This window comes from Kitasatospora sp. McL0602 (assembly GCF_052076145.1).
In the GTDB taxonomy this organism is placed as follows: domain Bacteria; phylum Actinomycetota; class Actinomycetes; order Streptomycetales; family Streptomycetaceae; genus Kitasatospora.
The window spans coordinates 2009776-2031888 of the sequence record NZ_CP197246.1; the positions used below are offsets into that span (position 1 = coordinate 2009776).

Annotated in this window: 18 protein-coding genes; 7 read left to right on the forward strand and 11 right to left on the reverse strand. The window is 71.4% G+C overall.

The features are described from left to right. Nucleotides 1-69: 69 nt before the first annotated feature. Together ACR68M_RS09215 and ACR68M_RS09220 are read left to right on the forward strand one after the other, a co-directional pair. Complete coding sequence (locus tag ACR68M_RS09215) at nt 70-615, forward strand: FHA domain-containing protein (RefSeq protein ID WP_441249954.1); 546 nt, start codon at nt 70-72, stop codon at nt 613-615. 101 nt (nt 616-716) lie between these two features. Further along, nucleotides 717-1535, forward strand: coding sequence for an LAGLIDADG family homing endonuclease (locus ACR68M_RS09220; RefSeq protein ID WP_441249955.1), 819 nt, complete (start codon nt 717-719; stop codon nt 1533-1535). A gap of 2 nt (nt 1536-1537) precedes the next feature. Here the strand turns inward: ACR68M_RS09220 and ACR68M_RS09225 are convergent, their stop codons facing one another. From ACR68M_RS09225 to ACR68M_RS09235, 3 genes are all read right to left on the reverse strand, one after another. After that, nucleotides 1538-2731 carry an RtcB family protein gene (locus ACR68M_RS09225; protein ID WP_441249956.1) on the reverse strand — a complete coding sequence of 398 codons (1194 nt, stop codon included), beginning with the start codon at nt 2729-2731 and terminating at the stop codon, nt 1538-1540. Nucleotides 2732-3065: 334 nt separating this feature from the next. Then, complete coding sequence (locus ACR68M_RS09230; protein WP_441249957.1) at nt 3066-4451, reverse strand: M16 family metallopeptidase; 1386 nt, start codon at nt 4449-4451, stop codon at nt 3066-3068. Further along, nucleotides 4448-5770, reverse strand: coding sequence for a M16 family metallopeptidase (locus ACR68M_RS09235; RefSeq protein WP_441249958.1), 1323 nt, complete (start codon nt 5768-5770; stop codon nt 4448-4450). The genes ACR68M_RS09230 and ACR68M_RS09235 overlap by 4 nt, the downstream gene beginning before the upstream one ends. Before the next feature lie 313 nt (nt 5771-6083). Between ACR68M_RS09235 and ACR68M_RS09240 the strand changes: the two genes are divergently transcribed. Together ACR68M_RS09240 and ACR68M_RS09245 are read left to right on the forward strand one after the other, a co-directional pair. Beyond that, nucleotides 6084-8534, forward strand: coding sequence for a DNA gyrase/topoisomerase IV subunit A (locus tag ACR68M_RS09240; RefSeq protein ID WP_441249959.1), 2451 nt, complete (start codon nt 6084-6086; stop codon nt 8532-8534). Between the two features lie 203 nt (nt 8535-8737). Beyond that, entirely contained in the window at nt 8738-9634 is an 897-nt protein-coding gene (locus ACR68M_RS09245) for a sucrase ferredoxin (protein WP_441249960.1), read from the forward strand. 38 nt (nt 9635-9672) lie between these two features. Here ACR68M_RS09245 and ACR68M_RS09250 read toward each other — a convergent pair whose 3' ends face one another. Continuing rightward, nucleotides 9673-10356, reverse strand: a complete 684-nt coding sequence (locus ACR68M_RS09250) for a response regulator (RefSeq protein ID WP_441249961.1) — start codon at nt 10354-10356, stop codon at nt 9673-9675. Next, nucleotides 10353-11975 carry an ATP-binding protein gene (locus ACR68M_RS09255; protein WP_441249962.1) on the reverse strand — a complete coding sequence of 541 codons (1623 nt, stop codon included), beginning with the start codon at nt 11973-11975 and terminating at the stop codon, nt 10353-10355. The genes ACR68M_RS09250 and ACR68M_RS09255 overlap by 4 nt, the downstream gene beginning before the upstream one ends. A 203-nt stretch (nt 11976-12178) precedes the next feature. Between ACR68M_RS09255 and ACR68M_RS09260 the strand changes: the two genes are divergently transcribed. The 3 genes from ACR68M_RS09260 to ACR68M_RS09270 are packed head-to-tail and all read left to right on the forward strand — an operon-like array spanning nt 12179 to nt 15005. After that, a complete protein-coding gene (locus tag ACR68M_RS09260; protein WP_441249963.1) occupies nt 12179-13000 on the forward strand; it encodes an ABC transporter ATP-binding protein in 822 nt (273 codons plus the stop codon). Continuing rightward, entirely contained in the window at nt 13000-13902 is a 903-nt protein-coding gene (locus ACR68M_RS09265) for an ABC transporter permease (RefSeq protein ID WP_441249964.1), read from the forward strand. The genes ACR68M_RS09260 and ACR68M_RS09265 overlap by 1 nt, the downstream gene beginning before the upstream one ends. A 53-nt stretch (nt 13903-13955) precedes the next feature. Next, nucleotides 13956-15005, forward strand: coding sequence for an ABC transporter substrate-binding protein (locus ACR68M_RS09270; protein WP_441249965.1), 1050 nt, complete (start codon nt 13956-13958; stop codon nt 15003-15005). Between the two features lie 56 nt (nt 15006-15061). On the opposite strand, the gene ACR68M_RS09275 is transcribed toward ACR68M_RS09270, so the two are convergent. The 6 genes from ACR68M_RS09275 to ACR68M_RS09300 form a co-directional block, all read right to left on the reverse strand. Beyond that, nucleotides 15062-16765, reverse strand: a complete 1704-nt coding sequence (locus ACR68M_RS09275) for a solute symporter family protein (RefSeq protein WP_441249966.1) — start codon at nt 16763-16765, stop codon at nt 15062-15064. Continuing rightward, entirely contained in the window at nt 16762-17283 is a 522-nt protein-coding gene (locus tag ACR68M_RS09280; RefSeq protein ID WP_441249967.1) for a DUF485 domain-containing protein, read from the reverse strand. The genes ACR68M_RS09275 and ACR68M_RS09280 overlap by 4 nt, the downstream gene beginning before the upstream one ends. A 188-nt stretch (nt 17284-17471) precedes the next feature. Continuing rightward, nucleotides 17472-18173 (reverse strand): response regulator, encoded by a 702-nt coding sequence (locus ACR68M_RS09285; RefSeq protein WP_441249968.1) that lies wholly within the window; start codon nt 18171-18173, stop codon nt 17472-17474. Continuing rightward, the gene (locus ACR68M_RS09290) at nt 18170-19354 is read right to left on the reverse strand and encodes a sensor histidine kinase (protein ID WP_441249969.1); all 1185 of its coding nucleotides are present in this window, start codon (nt 19352-19354) and stop codon (nt 18170-18172) included. The genes ACR68M_RS09285 and ACR68M_RS09290 overlap by 4 nt, the downstream gene beginning before the upstream one ends. A 10-nt stretch (nt 19355-19364) precedes the next feature. Further along, nucleotides 19365-19853 carry a DUF1453 domain-containing protein gene (locus tag ACR68M_RS09295; protein ID WP_441249970.1) on the reverse strand — a complete coding sequence of 163 codons (489 nt, stop codon included), beginning with the start codon at nt 19851-19853 and terminating at the stop codon, nt 19365-19367. Between the two features lie 143 nt (nt 19854-19996). Beyond that, nucleotides 19997-22090: a DNA gyrase/topoisomerase IV subunit B gene (locus ACR68M_RS09300; RefSeq protein WP_441249971.1), complete on the reverse strand. Its 2094-nt coding sequence runs from the start codon at nt 22088-22090 to the stop codon at nt 19997-19999. Between the last annotated feature and the right edge of the window lie 23 nt (nt 22091-22113).

Consider the following 22113-nt stretch of genomic DNA (forward strand, 5'->3'; position numbering starts at 1 on the left):
GATGCATGAGCTCTGGTGCACGAGCCCGGGAGCTGGACACCGCCGCACCGGGACGCCGAGAATCGAGTCATGACGTCGCCTGAGTTCCTGACGCGAGTGGAACGCCCGTCGGAGGCCGACCGGGACCGGGCACTCGTCGCACTGCGCGAGAACCTGGGCAGCGGCAGGCTGTCCCACGACACCTTCATCGGCCGGATGGAGCTCGTCCTCACCGCCCGCAGCCGAGCCGAGCTGGACGCCGCACTCTTCGACCTGCCCGCCGACCGCCGGATCTCCCGCCTGGTGCTGCGGACAGTCGGCCAGGTCTCCGCCTTCACCGCCCGACTCCGCAACACCTGGCGGACGGAACAGCTCCCCGGCCTGCTGCTCCCCGCCCCGGGCATGCGGCCCGTCCGGATCGGCCGCATCGAAGGCTCCGACCTACGCCTCGGCGACTGCTCGGTCTCCCGCTCCCACGCCGAACTCCGCCACGACACCGGCGGCTGGGTCCTACGCGACCTCGGCTCCACCAACGGCACCCACGTCAACGGCCTCCGCGTCATCGGCGCCGTCCGCGTCCACCCCGGCGACCAGGTCGCCTTCGGCAGCCTCAACTTCCGCCTGGCCGCCGGGTGATCGTGGAATCGGACATTTCGACTTTAGCCAAACCACGTAAACGGATGATCTAATTCAACATCCCTGCATGCCGGGATCGCGGGCGGCCCACGCTGGGCGACATGAACAGCTTCAGCCTTGAGAACCCTGAGCACGCCTACATGTTCGGCTTCATCCAAGCCGACGGACACCTCCGCCAGGGCCCCGGGAACAAGGGCAGTCTCGCCGTAGAACTCTCCGCCCGCGATGCGCCACTCCTTGAAGAGTTCCAGCGCCTCTGCCCGTACAACAGCAGCATTAGGTACCGGACGCGCACCACCAACTTCGCGACCGAGCACACCTCTGTGACCTGGACGGTCTGCGCGCGAGAGTTCAGGGAGACCCTCTGCACACTCGGGCTGCCAACCGGCCGAAAGTCCACCATCGTTGCCCCGCCGGTGGTGCCCCACTCGAGCCGCGACTACCTCCGCGGCCTGATCGATGCCGACGGCTCACTGGGCCTCACCGCCGAGTCGCTGCCGTTCGTCGGATTCACCACCGCAAGCGAAGCCCTGGCGAGTTACTTCTGCCGCTACGCCGATCAGCTGACCGGCTCTCCTCGCACGCTGAGGCGAAACCGACGCGACAACATCTTCAACATCGTGTTCACCCGCGAAGAGGCGGTGACCCTTGCTCGCGACCTCTACACGCCAGGCCGCCTGGCACTGACCCGAAAGCGAGAAGCCGCCGAGCGCCTTGCGAGCTGGGTACGCCCTCCAGACATGCAGAAGGTCAGGCGGAGGACGTGGACCACCGAGGAGGACGAGGCCTTGCTCGCTGCTACTGATCTCACAGCGGCAGCTTCCCAACTGGACCGGTCCCTGAGCAGTTACCAGACGCGGCACTGGCGGCTCGTCGGACCGAAGAAGGCCAGAGCGCGCACCCCGCGCACCCTGGCCTGACCTCAACCCTTCACGCAGATGACCTGCTTGAGGTGGGCGACCACCTCGACCAGGTCGGTCTGCTGAGCCATGACCCGCTCGATCGACTTGTACGCACCCGGGATCTCGTCCACCACGCCGCTGTCCTTGCGGCACTCCACGCCCTTGGTCTGCTCCGCCAGGTCATCGGCAGTGAAACGCTTCTTCGCAGCCGTCCGGCTCATCTTCCGTCCGGCGCCGTGCGAGGCCGAGTTGAAAGCCGCCTCGTTGCCCAAGCCGCGGACGATGTACGAACCGGTGCCCATCGAACCCGGAATGATCCCGTAGTCGCCCGAGCCGGCCTTGATCGCGCCCTTACGGGTCACCAGCAGGTCGACGCCGTCGTACTGCTCCTCGGAGACGTAGTTGTGGTGGCAGCTGATCACCGGCTCGAAGGTGACCTTCGCCTTCGGGAACTCGCGCCGGACGATGTCCTGGAAGAGCGCCATCATGATCGCGCGGTTGTTCTTGGCGTACTCCTGTGCCCAGAACAGGTCCTGGCGGTAGGCCGCCATCTGCGGGGTGTCCGAGATGAAGACCGCGAGGTCGCGGTCGACCAGGCCCTGGTTGTGCGGGAGCGAGCGGGCCACGCCCATGTGGTGCTCGGCCAGCTCCTTGCCGATGTTGCGCGAACCGGAGTGCAGCATCAGCCAGACGGCACCCATAGAATCTGTACAAGTTTCAATGAAGTGGTTGCCTCGGCCTAGTGTTCCCATCTGCTGCATGGCCCGCTCACGCCGCCACTTCACCTCGTGCGCGACGCCGTCGAAACGCTCCCAGAAGTCGTCCCAGCCCGCCGTGGCGAAGCCGTGGAGCTTGCGCGGGTCGACCGGGTCGGAGTGCATCCCACCGCCGACCGGGATGATCTGCTCGATCTTCGAGCGCAGCCGGGAGAGGTCGTCGGGCAGGTCGGCGGCGGTGAGCGAGGTCTTGACGGCGCTCATCCCGCAGCCGATGTCGACGCCGACGGCGGCGGGGCAGACGGCGCCCTTCATCGCGATGACGGAACCGACCGTCGCACCCTTGCCCAGGTGCACGTCCGGCATCACGGCGAGGCCGTGCAGCCAGGGCAGCGAGCTGATGTTGCGCAGCTGGTCCATGGCCTGGCTCTCGACCGTGGCCGGGTCGGTCCACATCCTGATCGGTACCCGGATGCCCGGAACTTCGGTGTACGACATGACTGAACGACCTCCAAGGGTCGGCTGGTTTCTAGCCTAGGCGGGTGAGGCCCGGCGGAGGACTGCCACGCGAAGCTTCCGGCGTGGCTCGGGGGAGATCAGGGGTGCGCGGTACTCAGGCGGTACGGCGTCGGAGGGTGAGCGGTCGCGAGGAGCGCCTGCGCCTGGTGGCTGGCTCGACCCGCATGTTGACCGCCTCCTCTCCGTGTGTTGTGCGCCTGGCCGGCGACTGGTGACATCTACCCACAGTCGCCGATCGGGGGGCAACAGAATAAAAAGCGGGAGGCCCGACGGAGCGTCAACGGCTCCGTCGGGCCTCCCGCTTCGAATCGGTTCAGCTGATGACGGTGACCTCGCCGATGCCGAGCTCCTTGATCGGCTCGGCGATGACCGAGGCGTCGCCGACCAGCACGGTGACCAGGCGGTCGGGCGGGAATGCCGCGACGACGGCCTCGGTGGCGGAGGCGGTGTCGAGGGTGGAGAGCTGCTTGTAGATCTCGGCCTGGAAGTCGTCGGGCAGGTGCTGCTCGACCTGGTCGGCCAGGGTGGAGGCGACGGACCCGGCGGTCTCGTACTTGAGCGGGGCGACCCCGACCAGGAACTGCACCGCCTCGTCGCGCTCGGCGTCGGTGAGGCCCTCGGCGGCGAGGGTGCGCAGGATCGTCCAGGTGTCGGCCAGCGCGGGGGCGGTCGAGGCGGTGTCGACCGAGCCGCTGATTGCCATCAGGGCGCGGCCGGAGCCGTCGGGGTTGGAGCGCAGCGGCTGGGCGAACGCCCGGACGCCGTAGGTGTAGCCCTTCTCCTCGCGCAGCACGCGGTCGAGCCGGGAGGTGAGGGTGCCGCCGAGGCAGTACGTGCCGAGCAGTTGGGCTGCCCAGGCGGGGTCGTGGCGGTCCGGGCCGAGGCGGCCGATGAGCAGCTGGGTCTGCACGGAGCCGGGCCGGTCGACGATGATGACGCGGGCGTGGTCGTCGGCGGTGACGGGCGCGTGCACGCCGGCGGCGGTGGGCTCGGCCGTCCAGCGGCCGAGGGTCGACTCCAGCAGTGCGGGGAGGTCTACGCCGGTGAGGTCGCCGACCACGACGGCGGTGGCGGTGCCGGGGCGCAGGTGTGCGGCGTAGAACTCCTGGACGGCCGCGCGGGTGATGTTCTTGACCGTCTCGGCGCTGCCGTTGCGGGGGCGGGAGAGGCGGTCGGCGGCGTCGAAGAGGCCGGCGTAGAAGGCCTTGGCGGCGCGGCGGGCCGGGTTGGCGGCCTCGTGGACGATCTCGTCGAGGCGGTTGGCGACCAGCCGCTCGATCTCGTCCTCGGGGAAGGCGGGGGCGCGCAGGGCGTCGGCGAGCAGGGTGAGGCCGCGCTCCAGGCGGGAGGCGGGCACCTCCAGCGAGACGCGGATGCCGGGGTGGTCGGCGTTGGCGTCCAGGGTGGCGCCGGCCCGCTCGAGCTCGGCGGCGAACTGTTCGGCGTCGAGGGTGTCGGTGCCTTCGTTGAGCGCGCGGGCCAGGATGTTGGCGATGCCGTCGAGGCCCTCGGGTTCGGCGGCGAGCGGTGCGTCGAGGTGGATGTCGACGGCGACCAGCTGTTGGCCGGGGCGGTGGCAGTGCAGCACGGTGAGGCCGTTGGCGATGGTGCCGCGCTCGGGGGCGGGGAAGGCCCAGGGCGCCGGGGTGCCGGGGGTGGGCTGCGGGTGGAAGGTCATGGTGGGGGTCACGTCGGTCATGCCGCGTCCTCCTCGGTCTCGTCGTCGGTGGTGGTCGGCTCGTACACCAGGACGGCCCGGTTGTCGGGCCGCAGGCAGGCGGCGGCGACGGCCTTGACCTCGTCGGCGGTGACGTCGAGGACGCGGTCGAGGGCGGTGTTGACCAGCTGCGGGTCTCCGAACAGGACGGCGAACCGGCAGAGTTCGTCGGCCCGGCCGGCGACCGTGGTCAGCCGGTCGAGCCACTCGCGCTCGATCTGCGCCTGGGCGCGCTCGAGCTCCTCGGCGGTGGGGCCTTCGGTGGCGAAGCGGGTCAGCTCCTCCTCGACGGCTGTCTCGATCTGCTCGATGGTGGCCTCGCCGGAGGTCTTGGCGTCGAGCCAGCCGAGCGAGGGCGCTCCGGCGAGCCGCAGCAGGCCGAAGCCGGCCGTGACGGCGGTGCGGTCGTGCCGGACGAGCCGGTTGTAGAGGCGGCTGGACTCGCCGGAGCCGAGGATCGTCAGCGCGAGGTCGGCGGCGTCGGCCTGGCGGGTGCCGTCCTGCGGGAGGCGGTAGGCGGCCATCAGGGCGCGGGAGGGGACGTCCTCCTGGACCAGCTCGCGGGCCTCGGCGCCCATGATGCCGGGCAGTGCGCCGTCGCGCGGGGGCTGCTTGCCGTCGTGCGAGGGGATGCTGCCGAAGTACTTCTCGACCCAGGCGATGGTCTCGGCCGGGTCGAGGTCGCCGACGATCGAGAGCACGGCGTTGTTGGGCGCGTAGTAGGTGCGGAAGAACGCTCGGGCGTCCTCCAGCGTCGCGGCGTCCAGGTCGGCCATCGAGCCGATCGGGGTGTGGTGGTACGGGTGGCCTTCGGGGAAGGCGAGCGCGACGAGCTTCTCGAAGGCGGTGCCGTACGGGACGTTGTCGTAGCGCTGGCGGCGCTCGTTCTTGACGACGTCGCGCTGGTTCTCCATGGACGCGTCGTCGAGCGCGGCGAGCAGCGAGCCCATCCGGTCCGCCTCCAGCCAGAGCGCGAGCTCCAACTGGTGGGCGGGCATGGTCTCGAAGTAGTTGGTGCGCTCGAAGCTGGTGGTGCCGTTGAGCGAACCGCCCGCGGCCTGGACCAGCTCGAAGTGGCCGTTGTTGGAGACGTTGGCCGAGCCCTGGAACATCAGGTGCTCGAAGAGGTGGGCGAGGCCGGTGCGGCCCTTCACCTCGTGGCGCGAGCCGACGTCGTACCAGAGACAGACAGCGGTGACCGGGGTGAGGTGGTCCTCGGAGAGCACCACGCGCAGGCCGTTGGCCAGGCGGTGCTCGGTGATGGCGAGACCTCGGGTGGTGGCGGGGGCCGGGTTGGCCATGCGGTTTCCGGTCCTTTCCGGGAAGCAGGGTCTTCCCGTTCTTCGGCTGACTGGCTCACTGACGTTGCGGTCCTCATTGTGGTCCAACGCGCGGGGTGCCGGTATGTGTCCGCGCGGGAGCCGCGTTCGCCACGGGCGGAAGTGGGGACGGGAGGTGAGGCGGGAGGTGGGGCGGGCAGGGCCCTGGGCGGTGACTGTCTGTGCGAGGGTCCACAATGGGGGTCGCCGTACCCCAGCGCCCATTCAGCAGTTAGCCGGATCAGCAGTTACCGCCAGCGACAGAAGCAGACAGACGTAAGGGAGCCCCGCCGCGATGGCCCGCCGCAGTTCGCCCACCCCGCCGCCCGGAGATTTCGAGGAGCGCATCCTCGATGTCGACGTGGTGGACGAGATGCAGGGCTCCTTCCTCGAGTACGCCTACTCGGTGATCTACTCCCGCGCGCTGCCCGACGCGCGGGACGGCTTGAAGCCCGTGCACCGCCGCATCCTGTACCAGGCCAACGAGATGGGCCTGCGTCCGGACCGGGCGCACGTGAAGTGCGCCCGTGTGGTCGGCGAGGTGATGGGTCGTCTGCACCCGCACGGTGACGCCTCGATCTACGACTCCGTGGTCCGGATGGCGCAGCCGTTCTCGATGCGGCTGCCGCTGATCGACGGGCACGGCAACTTCGGCTCGCTCGGCAACGACGACCCGCCGGCCGCGATGCGGTACACCGAGTCGCGGCTGACTGCCGCCTCGATGTCGCTGGTCGAGTCGATCCACGAGGACACCGTCGACTTCGGCGCGAACTACGACGGCAGCGAGCAGGAGCCCACCGTGCTCCCCGCCGCCTTCCCGAACCTGCTGGTCAACGGCACCTCGGGGATCGCCGTCGGCATGGCGACGAACATGCCGCCGCACAACCTCACCGAGGTGGTCGCGGCTGCTCGGCACCTGATCAAGCACCCGGATGCCGATCTCGACACCCTGATGCGTTTCGTCCCCGGCCCGGACCTGCCGACGGGTGGCCGGATCGTGGGCCTGACGGGCATCCGGGACGCGTACGAGAACGGGCGCGGCACGTTCAAGATCCGCGCGACGGCCTCGGTGGAGTCGGTGACGGCCCGCCGCAAGGGCATCGTCGTCACCGAACTGCCGTACACCGTCGGCCCGGAGAAGGTGATCGCGAAGATCAAGGACCTGGTCGGCGCGAAGAAGCTCCAGGGCATCGCCGACGTCAAGGACCTGACCGACCGCGCGCACGGGCTGCGCCTCGTCATCGAGGTGAAGAACGGCTTCGTGCCGGAGGCCCTGCTGGAGCAGCTCTACAAGCTGACGCCGATGGAGGAGACCTTCGGCATCAACAACGTCGCGCTGGTCGACGGCCAGCCGCTGACGCTGGGGCTGAAGGAGCTGCTGGAGGTCTACGTCGACCACCGCTTCACGGTGGTGCGGCGGCGCAGCGAGTTCCGCCGCAGGAAGCGCCAGGAGCGGCTGCACCTGGTCGAGGGCCTGCTGATCGCGCTCGTCGACATCGACGAGGTCATCGCGATCATCCGCTCCAGCGACAACGCGACGCAGGCCAAGGAGCGGCTGATCGAGCGCTTCTCGCTGTCCGAGACGCAGACCTCGTACATCCTGGACACCCCGCTGCGGCGGCTCACCCGCTTCGACCGGGTCGAGCTGGAGGACGAGCAGAGCAAGCTCAACGGCGAGATCACCGAGCTCACCGAGATCTTGGAGTCCGACAGTCGGCTGCGGTCCGTCGTCTCGGGTGAACTCGCGGCGGTGTCGAAGCAGTTCGGCACCGAGCGGCGCACGGTGCTGCTGGAGGCCGGTTCGGCGCCGAGCGCGGCGCTGTCGGTGCCGCTGGAGGTCGCGGACGACCCGTGCCGGGTGCTGCTCTCCTCGACCGGGCTGCTGGCCCGGACGGGGGACGGCGAGCCGTTCGAGGTCTCCGAGAGCCGTGCCAAGCACGATGTGATCATGTCTGCGGTGCCGGCCACCGCTCGCGCGGACGTGGGTGTCGTGACGACGGCGGGCCGGGTGTTGCGGCTGCCTGTCATCGATCTGCCCGGCCTGCCGCCGACCCCGTCCCCCTCGCTCTCCGGCGGCGCCCCCGTCTCGGAGTTCCTGCGGTTGGAGGACGGCGAGCAGGCGATCGCCCTGACCACCCTGGACGAGTCCTCCCCCGGCCTGGCGCTCGGCACCGAGCAGGGCGTGGTCAAGCGGGTGGTGCCCGAATGGCCCGCCAACAAGGACGAGTTCGAGGTGATCGCGCTCAAGGACGGCGACCGGTTGGTCGGCGCGGTCGAGCTGCGCACCGGCGAGGAGGATCTGGTCTTCGTCGCCTCCGACGCCCAGCTGCTGCGCTATCCGGCCGGGCAGGTGCGGCCGCAGGGCCGCCCGGCGGGTGGCATGGCGGGCATCAAGCTCACCGACGGCGCAAAGGTGCTCTCCTTCACCGCCGTCGATCCGGCGGCCGACGCGGTCGTGGTCTCCGTCGCGGGCACTGCGGGCACCCTGGCGGGAGAGCAGCACACCAGCTGGAAGGTCACCCCCTTCGAGCAGTACCCCCGCAAGGGCCGGGCCACCGGCGGTGTCCGCTGCCAGCGCTTCCTGCGCGGCGAGGACGTCCTCCTCTTCGCCTGGGCCGGCGCGGCCCCCGCCCGCGCGGCGGCCGCCAACGGCTCACCCGTCACCCTGCCGGAGCGCGACCCGCGCCGCGACGGCTCGGGCACGCCGGTGACCGGCACCATCGCGGCGGTCGCCGGGCCCGCGTAAGGGGTGGCCCCCGGCCATGCACGGCCCCAGGGGCGCGGGGAACTGCGCGAAATCGGGAGCAGCGGTCCGGTGCCTTCCGCAGCGCGCAGTTCCTCGCACCCCTGGGTAGTGCAAGTTCGGCGAGCCTGGTGAGCACAGCGCCTGCTACCTCGCGCAGTTCCTCGCGCCTCCTGGCGGTTGCCGTCGTCGGTAGGGTTTTGCAGGTGAACACCTGTACTGCGCTGTCCAACGAGCTCGCCGAGCCCCTCGCCGCCACTGCCGCGACCGCCACGACCTGGCTGCTGATCGAGCAGGCCGGGCCGTGGGGGGCCAAGGCCCTGACCGAGAGCCATCTCGACGCGGCCGTGGGCCGGGCCCTGGACGCCGCGTGCGACGGGACGGGCGTGCGGATCGCGCTGATCCGCCGCCCCGGGCGGCACGCCGACGACGCCGGGCCCAGCTCGCACACCGTGATCGTCGGCCACACCGCCCCCGGGCGGTCCTGGGTGCGGCGGCTGACCGTCACCGACCCTGCCGAGCTGCTGACCCTGGACTTCGCCGCCCTCGGGGCGGGCTCGCACGGGGAGTTGGGCACGCCGCACGTCGGCGGCCCGATCGCGCTGGTGTGCACCAACGGGCGGCGCGACCGCTGCTGCGCCCTGCTCGGCCGCCCGCTCGCGGCGGACCTCACGGCGGCCGGCCACAGCGAGGTCTGGGAGGTCACCCACCTCGGCGGGCACCGCTTCTCCCCGACCATGCTGGTCCTCCCCTACGGCTATGCGTACGGCAGGCTGACCGAGGCCACCGCGAAGGAGATCCTCGCGGCGACGGCCGCCGGGCAGACCGCACCCGAGTGGTCGCGGGGGCGCTCGTACTGGGACCGCCCCGCGCAGGCCGCCGAGCAGGCCGTCCGCCTCCTCACCGGGGAGACCTCGGCGGACGCCCTGACGCTTGCTCAGCACCCGGCCGGCGAAGGCCGCTGGCGCGTCGAGGTCACCCACCGGGACGGCCGCCGCTGGGAGGCCGACATCGCGGCCGCCCCGAGCGAACCCGCCCGCCCCGAAAGCTGCGGCAAGACCCCGGGCAACCCCGTCCGGATGGACGTCCTCGCCATCCGCTGAAACGTTGACCACTGGGGGCGCCGGATGCGTAGACGCAACTACGCGGGGCGGTACCGGTGTTCCGGGCGACCGGTCGCCCCGTAGCGGAGCTCCAGGTGGACCAGGCCCTCGCGTTCCAGGTAGGAGAGGTAGCGCTGGGCGGTGGCCCGGGAGATGCCGGTCTGTTCGGCGATCCGGGTGGCGGAGAGGGCTCCGCCACGGGAGCGGACGGCCGCCAGGACGAGGGCGAGGGTCGGGGCCGAGTGGCCCTTGGCGGGGAGTGCGGGGGCGGCGGTGGGGCGGGCGGCGCTGAAGAGGGCGTCCACCTCGGTCTGGCCGTTCTCGGCGACGGGGTCGAGGGCGGCGACGCGTTCCCGCAGTTCGCGGTAGGCGCCCAGCCGGTCCTGGAGGGCGGCGAATCCGAAGGGCTTCACCAGGTAGCCGGTGGCACCGAGCTGCATGGCGGCCCGCACCGAGGCGATGTCCCGGGCGGCGGTGATCATCAGCGCGTCGGGGCGCTCCGGGAGCTCGGCGAGCAGCTGTCGCAGCAGCTCCAGACCGCTGCCGTCGGGGAGGTAGACGTCGAGCAGCAGCAGGTCGGGGGCGAGGAGTCGGACGGCCTCGGCCGCTGCCGCCACCGAGCCGGCCTGGCCGACCACCTCGAAGCCGGGCACCCGGCCGACGTACGCGGCGTGGATGGCACTCACCCGGAAGTCGTCGTCCACCACCAGGGTCCGGATCACAGGCCCGCCCCTGTCAGCACGTCCGGTACGACGGTGAAGACCGAGCCGAGCGGCGCCGGGTCGTCGTCGGGCAGTGGCAGGGTCACGGTGAAGACGGCGCCGGGCCCCTCGCTGACCGTGACGGTGCCGCCGTGCCGCTGCACCAGCCGGTGGACGAGGGCGAGGCCGAGCCCGCGCCGGGCGGTGCCGCGTTCGGGCCGGGTGGACCAGCCGTCCTCGAAGATCGACTCGCGGGCGTCCGCCGGGACGCCGGGGCCGGAGTCGGCGACCCGCAGGGTGACCGCGTCGGGGCGCTCGACCAGCGAGAGCCGTACGACGCCCTGCTCGCCCGCCGCCTCCACGGCGTTGTCCAGCAGGTTGCCGACGATGGTGAGCAGCCGCCGCAGGTGGCCGGGCTGCTCGCCGAGTCGGGAGCCCTCGTCGAGCAGGACGCGGACGCCGCGTTCGGCGGCGACGGCCGTCTTGGCGACGATCAGACCGACCATCAGTGGGTTGGCGATCAGTGTCCGGATGCTCTCGGTGAGCGCCGGTTCGCTGCTGCCCAGCTCGACGGCGTACTCCAACGCGGCCTCGTGCTCGCCGAGTTCGAGCAGCCCGGCGAGGGTGTGCAGCCGGTTGGCGAATTCGTGCTGCTGGGCCCGGAGTGCGTCGGTGAGCCCTCGGACGGAGTCCAGCTCGCGGAGCAGGCCGACGAGTTCGGTCCGGTCGCGGACGGTGACGACGGCGCCGAGCTCGCGGCCGCGCAGCGCGACGGGCATCCGGTTGACGGCGAGGCAGTGGCTGTCGGTCAGCACGGTGAGGTCGACTCCGGTCAGGCTGCCGTCCAGGGCCCGGCGCAGCCGCCCGTCGGGCAGCAGCTGGTCGAGCCGGGCGCCGAGCGCGGTGCCGAGGCCGAGGAGGCGCCGGGCCTCGTCGTTGACGACGGTGATCCTGCCCTGCGGGTCGAAGGCGAGCACGCCCTCCCTGATGCCGTGCAGCATCGCCTCGCGGTCCTGGAGCAGCCCGGCGATCTCCTCCAGTTCGAGCCCGAAGGTGGTCCGCTTGAGCCGCCGCGCCAGCACGTAGCTGACGATCAGGCCGACGGCGAGGGCGCTGCCCAGGTAGAGGCCGAAGGTGGAGAGTTCGCGGCGGAGCTGGCCGAGCACGTCCCGCTCGGCGATGCCGACGGAGACCTCGCCGACGAGTGCGCCGGTCGGCCCGCGCAGGGGGGCCTTGCCGTTGGCTGAGGTGCCGGTCGCGCCGTGGTCGATCCGGACCGAGCTGCGGCCGTCCGGTGGGGTCTCCTCGACGGGTTTGCCGATCAGCTCGGGGATCGGGTGCGAGTGCCGGACTCCCGCCAGGTCGATCACCACGACGTACGAGGCGAGCGAGTCGGTCTTGATCCGGTCGGAGAGGGTCTGGACGATGTCGCCGCCCCCGCCGTACTCCATGGCGCCCTGGATCTGCGGATCGGCGGCGGCCGTCCGGGCGATCGCGAGGGCCCGCTGTTCGTAGTCGCGGTCCAGCTGGGCCTTCTGGGCGTAGGCGAGCAGCACGAAGCCGATCGCGCTGGTGATCGCCAGGATCACCAGCTGACCGGTGACGATCCGGGTCGAGAGCTTCCGGCCCCGTCCGACCATGTCATGCACCTCCTGCCTGCCTGGCTGGCGATTGTGCCTGGTGAGGAGGGTTTTGCCCACCCCCGTGACCGTGCGCAGAACGAGCAGAACCATGCGCAACGCGGTGAACCCACGCAATGCGCGCAAGACTCCCGCGCCCGGTGCCGCCGGGCCTACCTTCACGCCACCGAAACAGTCCACCCCCTGAAGGCGGTGCTACCCAAGTGGACGAGACACCCGACGGCGCGACCCCCGCGATCGAGCTGCGCGCGGCGACCAAGCGGTTCCGCACCCCCTCCGGCGGGGTCTACACCGCCATGCGGGAGCTGAGCATGACGGTCGCGCCCGGCGAGTTCTGCGCCGTGGTCGGCCCGACCGGCTGCGGCAAGTCGACCACCCTCTCGCTGATCTCCGGCCTGGAGCCGGCCAGCGCCGGGCAGACGCTGATCCACGGCGAACCGGTCACCGGCATCGACCCCCGGGTCGGCTTCATGTTCCAGACCGACGCGGTCTTCCCGTGGAAGTCGGTGCTGGACAACGTCGCGGCCGGGCCCGTCTTCCGGGGCCTCGGGAGGCAGGAGGCACTGGAGAAGGCCCGCGACTGGCTGCGCCGGGTCGGCCTGTCCGGCTTCGAGGACCGGCTGCCGCACCAGCTCTCCGGCGGCATGCGCAAGCGTGTGGCGCTGGCCCAGACGCTGATCAACGAGCCCGAGATCCTGCTGATGGACGAGCCCTTCTCGGCGCTGGACGTGCAGACCCGGCAGATCGTCCAGGACGAGCTGCTGGCCCTCTGGGAGCTGACCCGCCCGGCGGTCGTCTTCGTCACCCACGACCTGGAGGAGGCGATCGCGCTGGCCGACAAGGTGGTGGTGCTCACGGTCGGCCCGGCCACCGTCAAGGACACCTTCCACATCGATCTGCCCCGCCCGCGCAAGGTGCAGGAGATCCGCTTCCACCCGCGCTTCGTCGAGCTGTACGAGCAGATCTGGACCAGCCTGCGCGACGAGGTGCAGCTCGCGTACGCCCGCACGGCAGGAGCCGCCTGATGACCGCCGTCCTGACCCCGAAGACGCCGACCCCGACCACTCTGGAGAGCACCCCCGTGCCACTGGACGAGGACGCCCTGATCCGGGCCGCCAGGGCGCGGCTGCGCCGGCGCCGGTCGCTGGTGCTGCTGGCGCAGCTGGCGCTGATCGCGCTGGTGCTCGGCGGCTGGCAGTTCGGCGCCGACCAGGGCTGGCTGGACACCTTCACCTACGGCTCACCGGGCGGCGTCGCCGAGCAGCTTCGGGTGTGGTTCACCGAGGGCACCGCGACGGGCTCGATCTGGCGCAACATCGGCGTGACGATGCAGGAGACCGTCTTCGGCTTCCTGCTCGGCACGGCGGCCGGGGTGGTGCTCGGGGTCTCGCTCGGCCGGGTCCGGGTGCTGGCCGACGTCGCGGCGCCGTTCATCAAGGCGGCGAACTCGATCCCCCGGATCGTGCTCGGCTCGGTCTTCATCATCTGGTTCGGGCTCGGCCCGTCCGGGAAAATCGCGCTGGCCACCGTGCTGGTCTTCTTCTCGGTCTTCTTCAACGCCTTCCAGGGCACCCGCGAGGTCGACCAGAACCTGATCTCCAACGCCCGCATCCTGGGCGCCTCCCAGTGGAGGGTCACCACGCAGGTGGTGCTGCCCTCCGCGATGACCTGGATCATCGCCTCGCTGCACTCGGCCTTCGGCTTCGCCCTGATCGGCGCGATCGTCGGCGAGATCCTCGGCGCGCAGTACGGCCTCGGGCAGTTGATCGCCCAGGCCCAGGGCTCCTTCAACGCGGACGGCATCTACGCCGGCACGGTCGTCATCGCCGTCCTCGCGCTGCTCGCCGAGTGGTTGGTGACGCTCTTCGAGAAGCGCGTGCTGCGCTGGCGCCCCGCCCAGTCGGGCAGCCACGCCGCCCAGATCTGACCTACCACCCGCACACCCACCCCCACCCCTCCACCCAGTCAAGGAGCCCAGCAATGTCGCTGGTCAAGAGATCCGCCGTCGCCGTGGCGGCCGCCACCGCCCTCGCCCTCTCCCTCAGCGCCTGCGGCGGCGGGAGCACCGCGAAGACCGCCGCGAAGAACGACTCCGGCGACATCACCGTCAAGATCATGGTCGGCGGGCTCAACAAGCAGATCTACCTGCCGGTGATGCTGGCCAAGGGCCTCGGCTACTTCAAGGAGCAGGGCATCGACGCCCAGCTCTCCGACGAGCCCGCCGGGGTGGACGCCGAGACGGCGATGCTGGCCGGCCAGGTCGACGCAGTGGTCGGTTTCTACGACCACACCATCGACCTGCAGTCGAAGGGCAAGTCCACCGAGTCCGTGGTGCAGCTGCTCCAGGCCCCCGGCGAGGTCGAGATGGTCCGCACCGACCTGGCCGACAGCGTCAAGTCGCCCGCCGACTTCAAGGGCCGGCACCTCGGGGTGACGGGCCTCGGCTCCTCCACCAACTTCCTGACGCAGTACCTGGAGGAGAAGAACGGCCTGGCCCCCGGCGCGGCTACCTCGATCGCGGTCGGCGCGGGCTCGACCTTCGTCGCGGCGATGCAGAACAAGCAGATCGACGCCGGGATGACCACCGAGCCGACGATCTCGATGCTCCAGCAGAAGGGCCTGGCCCAGCCGCTGATCGACATGCGGACGGTGGCGGGGGCCAAGGCCGCGCTCGGCGGCACGTACCCGTCGTCCTGCCTCTACCTGACCACGGCGTACGCGCAGAAGAACCCGGAGGCCGTGCAGAAGCTGGCCAACGTCTTCGTCAAGACGCTGAAGTGGATCCAGGCCCACTCCCCCGCCGAGATCACCGAGCAGATGCCCGCCGACTACTACGCGGGCGTCGGCAAGGACTCGTACGTGAAGGCGCTGGAGAACGAGAAGGGCATGTACTCCCCCGACGGCCTGATGCCCCCGGACGGCCCGCAGACCGTGCTGAACGTGCTCTCGGCCTTCGACCCGACGGTGAAGGGCCACACCGTCGACCTGTCGAAGACCTACACCGACGAGTTCGTGAAGAAGGCCGGCTGACCGGCCGTCGAGACACCCCCGGGCGTGGTCCCCCATCGCGCCCGGGGGCTTCGCGGTCAGGCGGCCCCGGCGCCCGTGAGCGAACGGACCTCCAGCTCGGCGTACTTGTCCGGGTCGGCCGTCTCCTGCGAGGTGACGGTGCCGACCCAGCCGGCCAGGAAGCCGAGCGGGATGGAGACCAGGCCGGGGTTCTCCAGCGGGAACCAGTGGAAGTCGACGCCGGGGAAGATCGAGGTCTTCGCGCCGGAGACGACGGTGGAGAAGACCACCAGCAGCACGGCCGGGACGAGGCCGCCGTACACCGACCAGACCGCGCCCCGGGTGGTGAAGCGGCTCCAGAACAGGCTGTAGAGCAGCGTCGGGAGATTGGCGGAGGCGGCGACGGCGAAGGCCAGGCCGACCAGGAAGGCGGTGTTCAGCTGCTGGGCGAAGAGGCTGAGCACGATCGCCAGCGCGCCGATCACCACGGCGGCCGAGCGGGCGACGACCAGCTCCTCGCGCTCCGTCGGCTCCCGGCGGCCGACGCGGCGCCAGGCGCGGGCGTACAGGTCGTGGGCGAAGGCGGCGGAGGCGGCCAGGGTGAGCCCGGCGACCACCGCGAGGATGGTGGCGAAGGCGATCGCGGAGATCAGTGCGAAGAGCACCACGCCGACGGTGCTGCCCGCGCCGCCGCCGAGATCGAGCGCCAGCAGCGGGACGGCGGTGTTGCCCGCCGGGTTGGCGGCCTTCACGGCCTTGGCGCCGACCAGCGCGGTCGCGCCGAGGCCGAGCACGATCGCCATCAGGTAGAACCCGCCGATCATGCCGATCGCCCACATCGTGGAGCGCCGGGCGGCCCTGGCGGTGGGCACGGTGTAGAAGCGGGAGAGGATGTGCGGCAGCCCGGCGGTGCCGAGCACCAGACCGAGGCCGAGGCTGAAGAAGTCGAGCCGGCTGGTGAAGCTCGCCCCGTACTTGAGGCCCGGCTCCAGGTACGCCTGGCCCTTGCCGCTGCCTGCGGCGGCCGAGCGCATCAGCTCGGCGAGATTGCCGTGGAAGCGGGCCAGCACCAGCACCGTGAGCAGCACCGCGCCGACGATCAGCACGAAGGCCTTGACGATCTGGATCCAGGTGGTGGCCTTCATCCCGCCGACCGTCACATAGATGATCATCAGTGCGCCGACTCCGACGATCGTCCAGGTCTTCGCCTCGCCGCCGTTGGTGCCCAGCAGCAGCGTGACCAGACTGCCCGCGCCGACCATCTGCGCGATCAGGTAGAGCAGCGTGACGACCACGCTGGCGCTGCCCGCCGCCGCGCGCAGCGGGCGCTCGCGCATCCGCAGCGCCAGCACGTCGGCCAGGGTGTACCGGCCGGAGTTGCGGACGAGCTCGGCGACCAGCATCAGCACCACCAGCCAGGCGACCAGGAAGCCGATGCTGTAGAGCACGCCGTCGTAGCCGTACAGCGCGATCAGGCCGGTCACGCCGAGGAAGGAGGCGGCCGAGAGGTAGTCGCCGGAGAGGGCGAAGCCGTTCTGCAGCGGGGTGAAGCCGCGCCCGCCGGCGTAGAAGTCCTCGGCGGCCTGGCCCCGGCGGCCGACCCAGAGGGTGATCGCGAGGGTGACCAGGACGACCACGGCGAACAGCGCCACCGCGAGGCTGTGGTGCTGACCCGTCGTCACCGGCACCAGCTGGGTGGCGGGGGCGGGGTGCACGGACGGCACGAGGGGCTGGCCGACGAGCTGGGCGTCGGGGGGCGGGAGGAGGATCGAGTGCGTCATCGGAGTTGGTCCTGGGTGTCCCAGCGCAGCCCGAGGGCGGCGCGGTCGCGCTTGGTACGGGCATTGCGGGCGTAGAGCCAGGTCAGCAGGAAGGTCGAGGCGAACTGGAGCAGCCCGACCAGCCAGGCGACGTTCAGCGGGCCGGACAGCCGGTAGCGCATCAGCCCGGGTGCGGCCGCCTGCGCGCCGAGGTAGAGCAGGTACCAGCCGAGGAAGGCCGCGGTGGCGGGGAAGACGAAGCCTCGGTAGCTGCGCCGGATGTCCTGGAACGCGTCGCTGGCCTGGACGCTGCGGTAGACCTCGGCCGCGTCCACCGACGGCAGCACGGGCGTGGGCGTGGGCACGGGCTTCTGCGCGGGTGGGGGCGGCACCGGCACCGGCACCGGCACGGGCAGCGACACGGGTACTGGTGCCTGGCGGGCTGCGGGTACGGCCGGGCGCTTCTTCGCCGCCTGGCGGACCACGGTGCGGCCGACGGGCTTCGCGGCCCACCAGTCGAACCTCTCCTGCTGTGCCAATGCTGCTCCTGAACCGGGACGCCCCGTGGGGGCGGGGCGTCGGCGTCGGCGCCGGAGGGGTCGGCTCCGGACGCACCTGTCCGGACCAGGATGGTCGCGCCCGGCACGCCCGAGCGAGCCGATACCGGCCGCTTCACTCGAAGAGGTGAGGGCCAATCAGGTGACGAAGGGTCAGTGACCAGGTAAGATCACGCGTTTCTGCCGATGCCGTGCCGGAAGGCGTACGCCACCGCCTGGGCCCGGTCGCGCACGGCCGTCTTGGCGAACAGGTTGTTGATGTGGGTCTTCACCGTCGCCGGGCTGACGAAGAGCCGCTGGGCGATCTCGGCGTTGGAGAGCCCCTCCGCGATCAGGGCGAGCACCTCCGCCTCCCGGGCGGTCAGCCCGTCCGGCAGCACGGCCGGGGGCGGCGCAGCCTCGTGCCGGTGGGCGGGTTGGTGCTGGTGGGCGGCTTGGTGCTGGTGGGCGAGCCGCTCCAGCAGGCGCCGCTGCACCTGCGGCGAGAGCCCGGCCGCGCCCGAGCGCACGTCCGCGATGGCGCGGGCGATCTCCTCACCGCCCGCGTCCTTGGTCAGGTAGCCGCGCGCGCCGGCCTGGAGCGCGGGGAAGAGCGAGTCGTCGTCGGCGTAGGTGGTGAGGATGACGACCTCGGTGCCGGGGTGCTCCGCGCGGATCCGCCTGGTCGCCTCGACGCCGTCGCAGCGCGGCATCCGAAGGTCCATCAGGACGACGTCCGGCGCGTGCACCCCCACCAGCCGGACGGCCTCCTCGCCGTCCGCCGCCGCGCCGACCACCTCGATGCCCGGCAGCAGCCCCAGCAGCATCACGATCCCCTCGCGCACCACCGTCTGGTCGTCGGCGACCAGCACCCTGACCGGCCGCTCCGTCATACCGGCACCCGCAGCAGCACGCGCCATCCTCCTTCGTCCGGCCCCGCCAGCAGTTCCCCGCCGAGCAGCTCGGCACGCTCGCGCATCCCCAGCAGACCGTACCCGCTGCCCGCGTCCGCCAGCGGACCGGGCGATGCGCCGCGCGGCGGGCGGCCGTTGCGCACCTCCAGCTCGACCGTGCCCTCACGCTCGACGGCACCGTCCGGGTAGCTGAGCCGCACCCGGACGCGGGCGCCCGGGGCGTGCTTGCGCGCGTTGGTGAGTGCCTCCTGCGCCGTCCGGCCGACGGCGAGCCCGGTCTCGGCGGGCAGTGGCCTGACGACGCCCTCGACGCTGAACTCCGCCTCCTCACGCCGGGTCAGCTCCGCCAGGAACTCCCCGACCGGCGCGAACTCGCCACGCAGCGCCGACAGCGCCTGGCGGGTCTCGGCCAACCCGTCCTGTGCCATCCGGCGGGCCGCCACCACCCGCTCACGGACCTGCTCACGGTCGGCCCCGGCGTCCAGCATCAGCCGGGCCGCCTCCAGGTGCACCAGCTGCGCCGAGAGGCTGTGCGCCAGCACGTCGTGGATCTCCCGGGCGATCCTCGCCCGCTCGGCCAGCGCCGCCGACTCCGCCTCGGCGGCCCGCGCCGCACGCTCCTGCTGCAGCAGGAGGTGCGCGGTGCCCCGGGCCTCGGTGTCCAGCCGCAGCAGGTAGCCCAGCAGCGAGAGCCCGCCGACCGTCGTCCCGATGCTCAGCCAGCTGTCCCAACTCGCCGCCGTGTACAGGACGAAGGACACCCCCGCCGTCAGCGCCCCGGCCGCCAGCGGCAGCCGGACGAGCGCCATGACGCCCAGCGCCGACCAGACCACGTCGGCCAGCAGGTAGGCGTGCAGCCCCCAGTCGGCCGCCGAGGCGAGCAGCAGCAGCCCGACGACCGCCGCCGCGCTGGAGCGCCACCGCTGCGCCAGCGTCGCCCGGAAGAACACCGTGGCCAGCAGGGCGGCGGCGACGACCATGGCGCCCACCCCGACCGCCGACCAGCCGGCGAACCGCCCCCGCGAGTACGTGCCCCAGACCACCACCACGAGCAGCACCAGCCGGGTCAGCACCGAGAGCAGCATCCTGGCCTGGCTCTGCGCCTCCCGGCTCAGCCCGGCGCGCGGCGGCCAGTCGGTCCAGGACGTCCGGATCTGCACGGGAGGCCTCTCAGCGGGTCAGGTCAGGGACACGGTACGACGCCGCCAGCGTCCGGGCCCGCCACTGGAGGACAACGCCGCGCACCAGCAGCAGCGCGGCCAGCGCCAGCAGCAGCTGGTTCGTCCCCTGGTGCACGCCCAGCGCGGCGCCGATCGCGTACAGGCCGCCGCGCAGCACCAGCATCCCCGCCCAAGCGGCCATCGCGACGGGGGTGCCCTTGACCCAGATGCCGCCGTCCTCGCCGTACCAGAGCTTGGCCGTCCAGCCCCAGACGCTCCCGAGGGCGATCTCGACCACCACCCCGGCGGCCAGCAGCAGGACGGAGAACGCCACATGGCGCGAGTCGAGGAGCGCCGGGTCGCGCAGCGCGAGCACCGCGAGGACGAGCGGGATCAGCCAGACCCGGCGCTCGGAGTCCAGCCTCCGGGCCCGGAACTGACGGCCGATCACGAGAGCGGCCACCGCGACGATGACCAGGGTGTTGAGGGCGCCGTTCATGGCAGGTACTCCGAACCGCGAGGGGGTCTTCCTGACCTCCTCAACGCTAGGGAGCCCCGCCCCGCCGGGGATCGGAGCCAGGGTTGAACCACGCGGTCGGGCCCCCTCCACCCGGAGGTGGAGAGGGCCCTGCACCGCTGCTGTCAGGCGTCGATGCGCGAGCGGTCCATCGTCGCGGCCGAGTCGACGATGAACTCCTTGCGGGGCGCCACGTCGTTGCCCATCAGCAGGTCGAAGGTCTTCTCCGCCAGCTCCAGATCCGCCAGGTTGATCCGCCGCAGCGTCCGGTGCCGGGGGTCCATGGTCGTCTCGGCCAGCTGGTCGGCGTCCATCTCACCGAGGCCCTTGTACCGCTGCACCGGCTCCTTCCAGCGCAGGCCCTTGCGCTGGAACTCCAGCATCGTGGAGCGCATCTCGGAGTCCGAGTACGTGTAGTGGTACTTCTCCTGCCCGCGCTTGGGGTTGGTGAGCTCGATCCGGTGCAGCGGCGGGACGGCCGCGAAGACCCGGCCCTGCTCGATCATCGGCCGCATGTAGCGCTGAAAGAGCGTCAGCAGCAGGGTGCGGATGTGCGATCCGTCGACGTCGGCGTCGGCCATGAAGATGACCCGGCCGTACCGGGCCTGCTCGATGTCGAAGGTGCGGCCGGAACCGGCCCCTATCACCTGGATGATCGAGGCGCACTCGGCGTTCTTGAGCATGTCGGCGACGGACGCCTTCTGCACGTTCAGGATCTTGCCGCGGATCGGCAGCAGGGCCTGGAACTCGGAGTTGCGGGCCAGCTTCGCGGTGCCGAGCGCGGAGTCGCCCTCGACGATGAAGAGTTCGCTGCGCTCGACGTCGTCGCTGCGGCAGTCGGCCAGCTTCGCGGGCAGCGAGGAGGTCTCCAGCGCGGTCTTCCGGCGCTGCGCCTCCTTGTGCTGGCGGGCCGCGACGCGGGTGCGGGCGGCGGCGACGACCTTCTCCAGGACGGCGCGGGCCTGGAGCTTCTCGTCCTTCTTGCTGGAGGTGAGGAAGGCCTTGAGCTCCTTGGCGACGACGGCCGCGACGATCCGGTTGGCCGCCGAGGTGCCGAGCACCTCCTTGGTCTGGCCCTCGAACTGCGGCTCGGCGAGCCGGACGGTGACCACGGCGGTGAGGCCCTCAGTGGTGTCGTCCTTGGTGACGTCGTCCTCGGCGACGCGCAGCAGCTTGCTCGCGCGCAGCGCCTCGTTCACCGTCTTGGCCAGCGAGCGCTCGAAGCCGGTGACGTGGGTGCCGCCCTTGGGGGTGGCGATGATGTTGACGAAGGAGCGCAGCGTGGTGTCGTAGCCGGCGCCCCAGCGCAGGGCGATGTCGACGCCGAGCTGCCGGGTGACCTCGGTGGGTGTCATGTGGCCGAGCTCGTCCAGGACGGGCACGGTCTCCTTGAAGGTGCCCTCGCCGTGGAGCCGCAGCACGTCGGAGACGGCCTTGTCGGGCGCGAGGAACTCGCAGAACTCGCTGATGCCGCCGTCGAAGTGGAAGGTCTCCTCCTCGACCTTCTCGCTCTCCGTCAGCCGTTCGTCACGGACGATGATGGTGAGGCCGGGGACGAGGAAGGCCGTCTGGCGGGCACGGCTGTGCAGCCCCTCCAGCGTGATCCTGGCTTCCTTGAGGAAGATCTGCCGGTCGGCCCAGTAGCGGGTCCGGGTGCCGGTGCGGCCGCGCGGGGCCTTGCTCTTGCGGGTCAGGCCGTTGGCCGGCTCGAAGGGCGCATCCGGGCTGAGCTCGGTGAAGATGCCGGGTGCGCCCCGGCGGAAGCTGATCGCATGGGTGTGCCCACCGCGGTCGACCTCTACGTCGAGGCGGGCGGAGAGCGCGTTCACCACGGAGGCGCCGACACCGTGCAGACCGCCGGAGGCGGCGTACGAGCCACCGCCGAACTTGCCGCCCGCGTGCAGCTTGGTCATGACGACCTCGACGCCGGAGAGGCCGGTCTTCGGCTCGACGTCGACGGGGATGCCCCGGCCGTTGTCGCGGACCTCGACCGAGGCGTCGTCGTGCAGGATCACCTCGATGCGGTCGCAGAAGCCGCCGAGCGCCTCGTCGACCGAGTTGTCGATGATCTCCCAGAGGCAGTGCATCAGGCCACGGCTGTCGGTCGAACCGATGTACATGCCGGGGCGCTTGCGGACGGCCTCCAGGCCCTCCAGTACGAGCAGGTGCCGGGCCGTGTAGTTGGAACCGTCGTCGGCCGTCCGGGTCTCGGCACTCATGCGCCCACCTCGCAGCCCGTTGT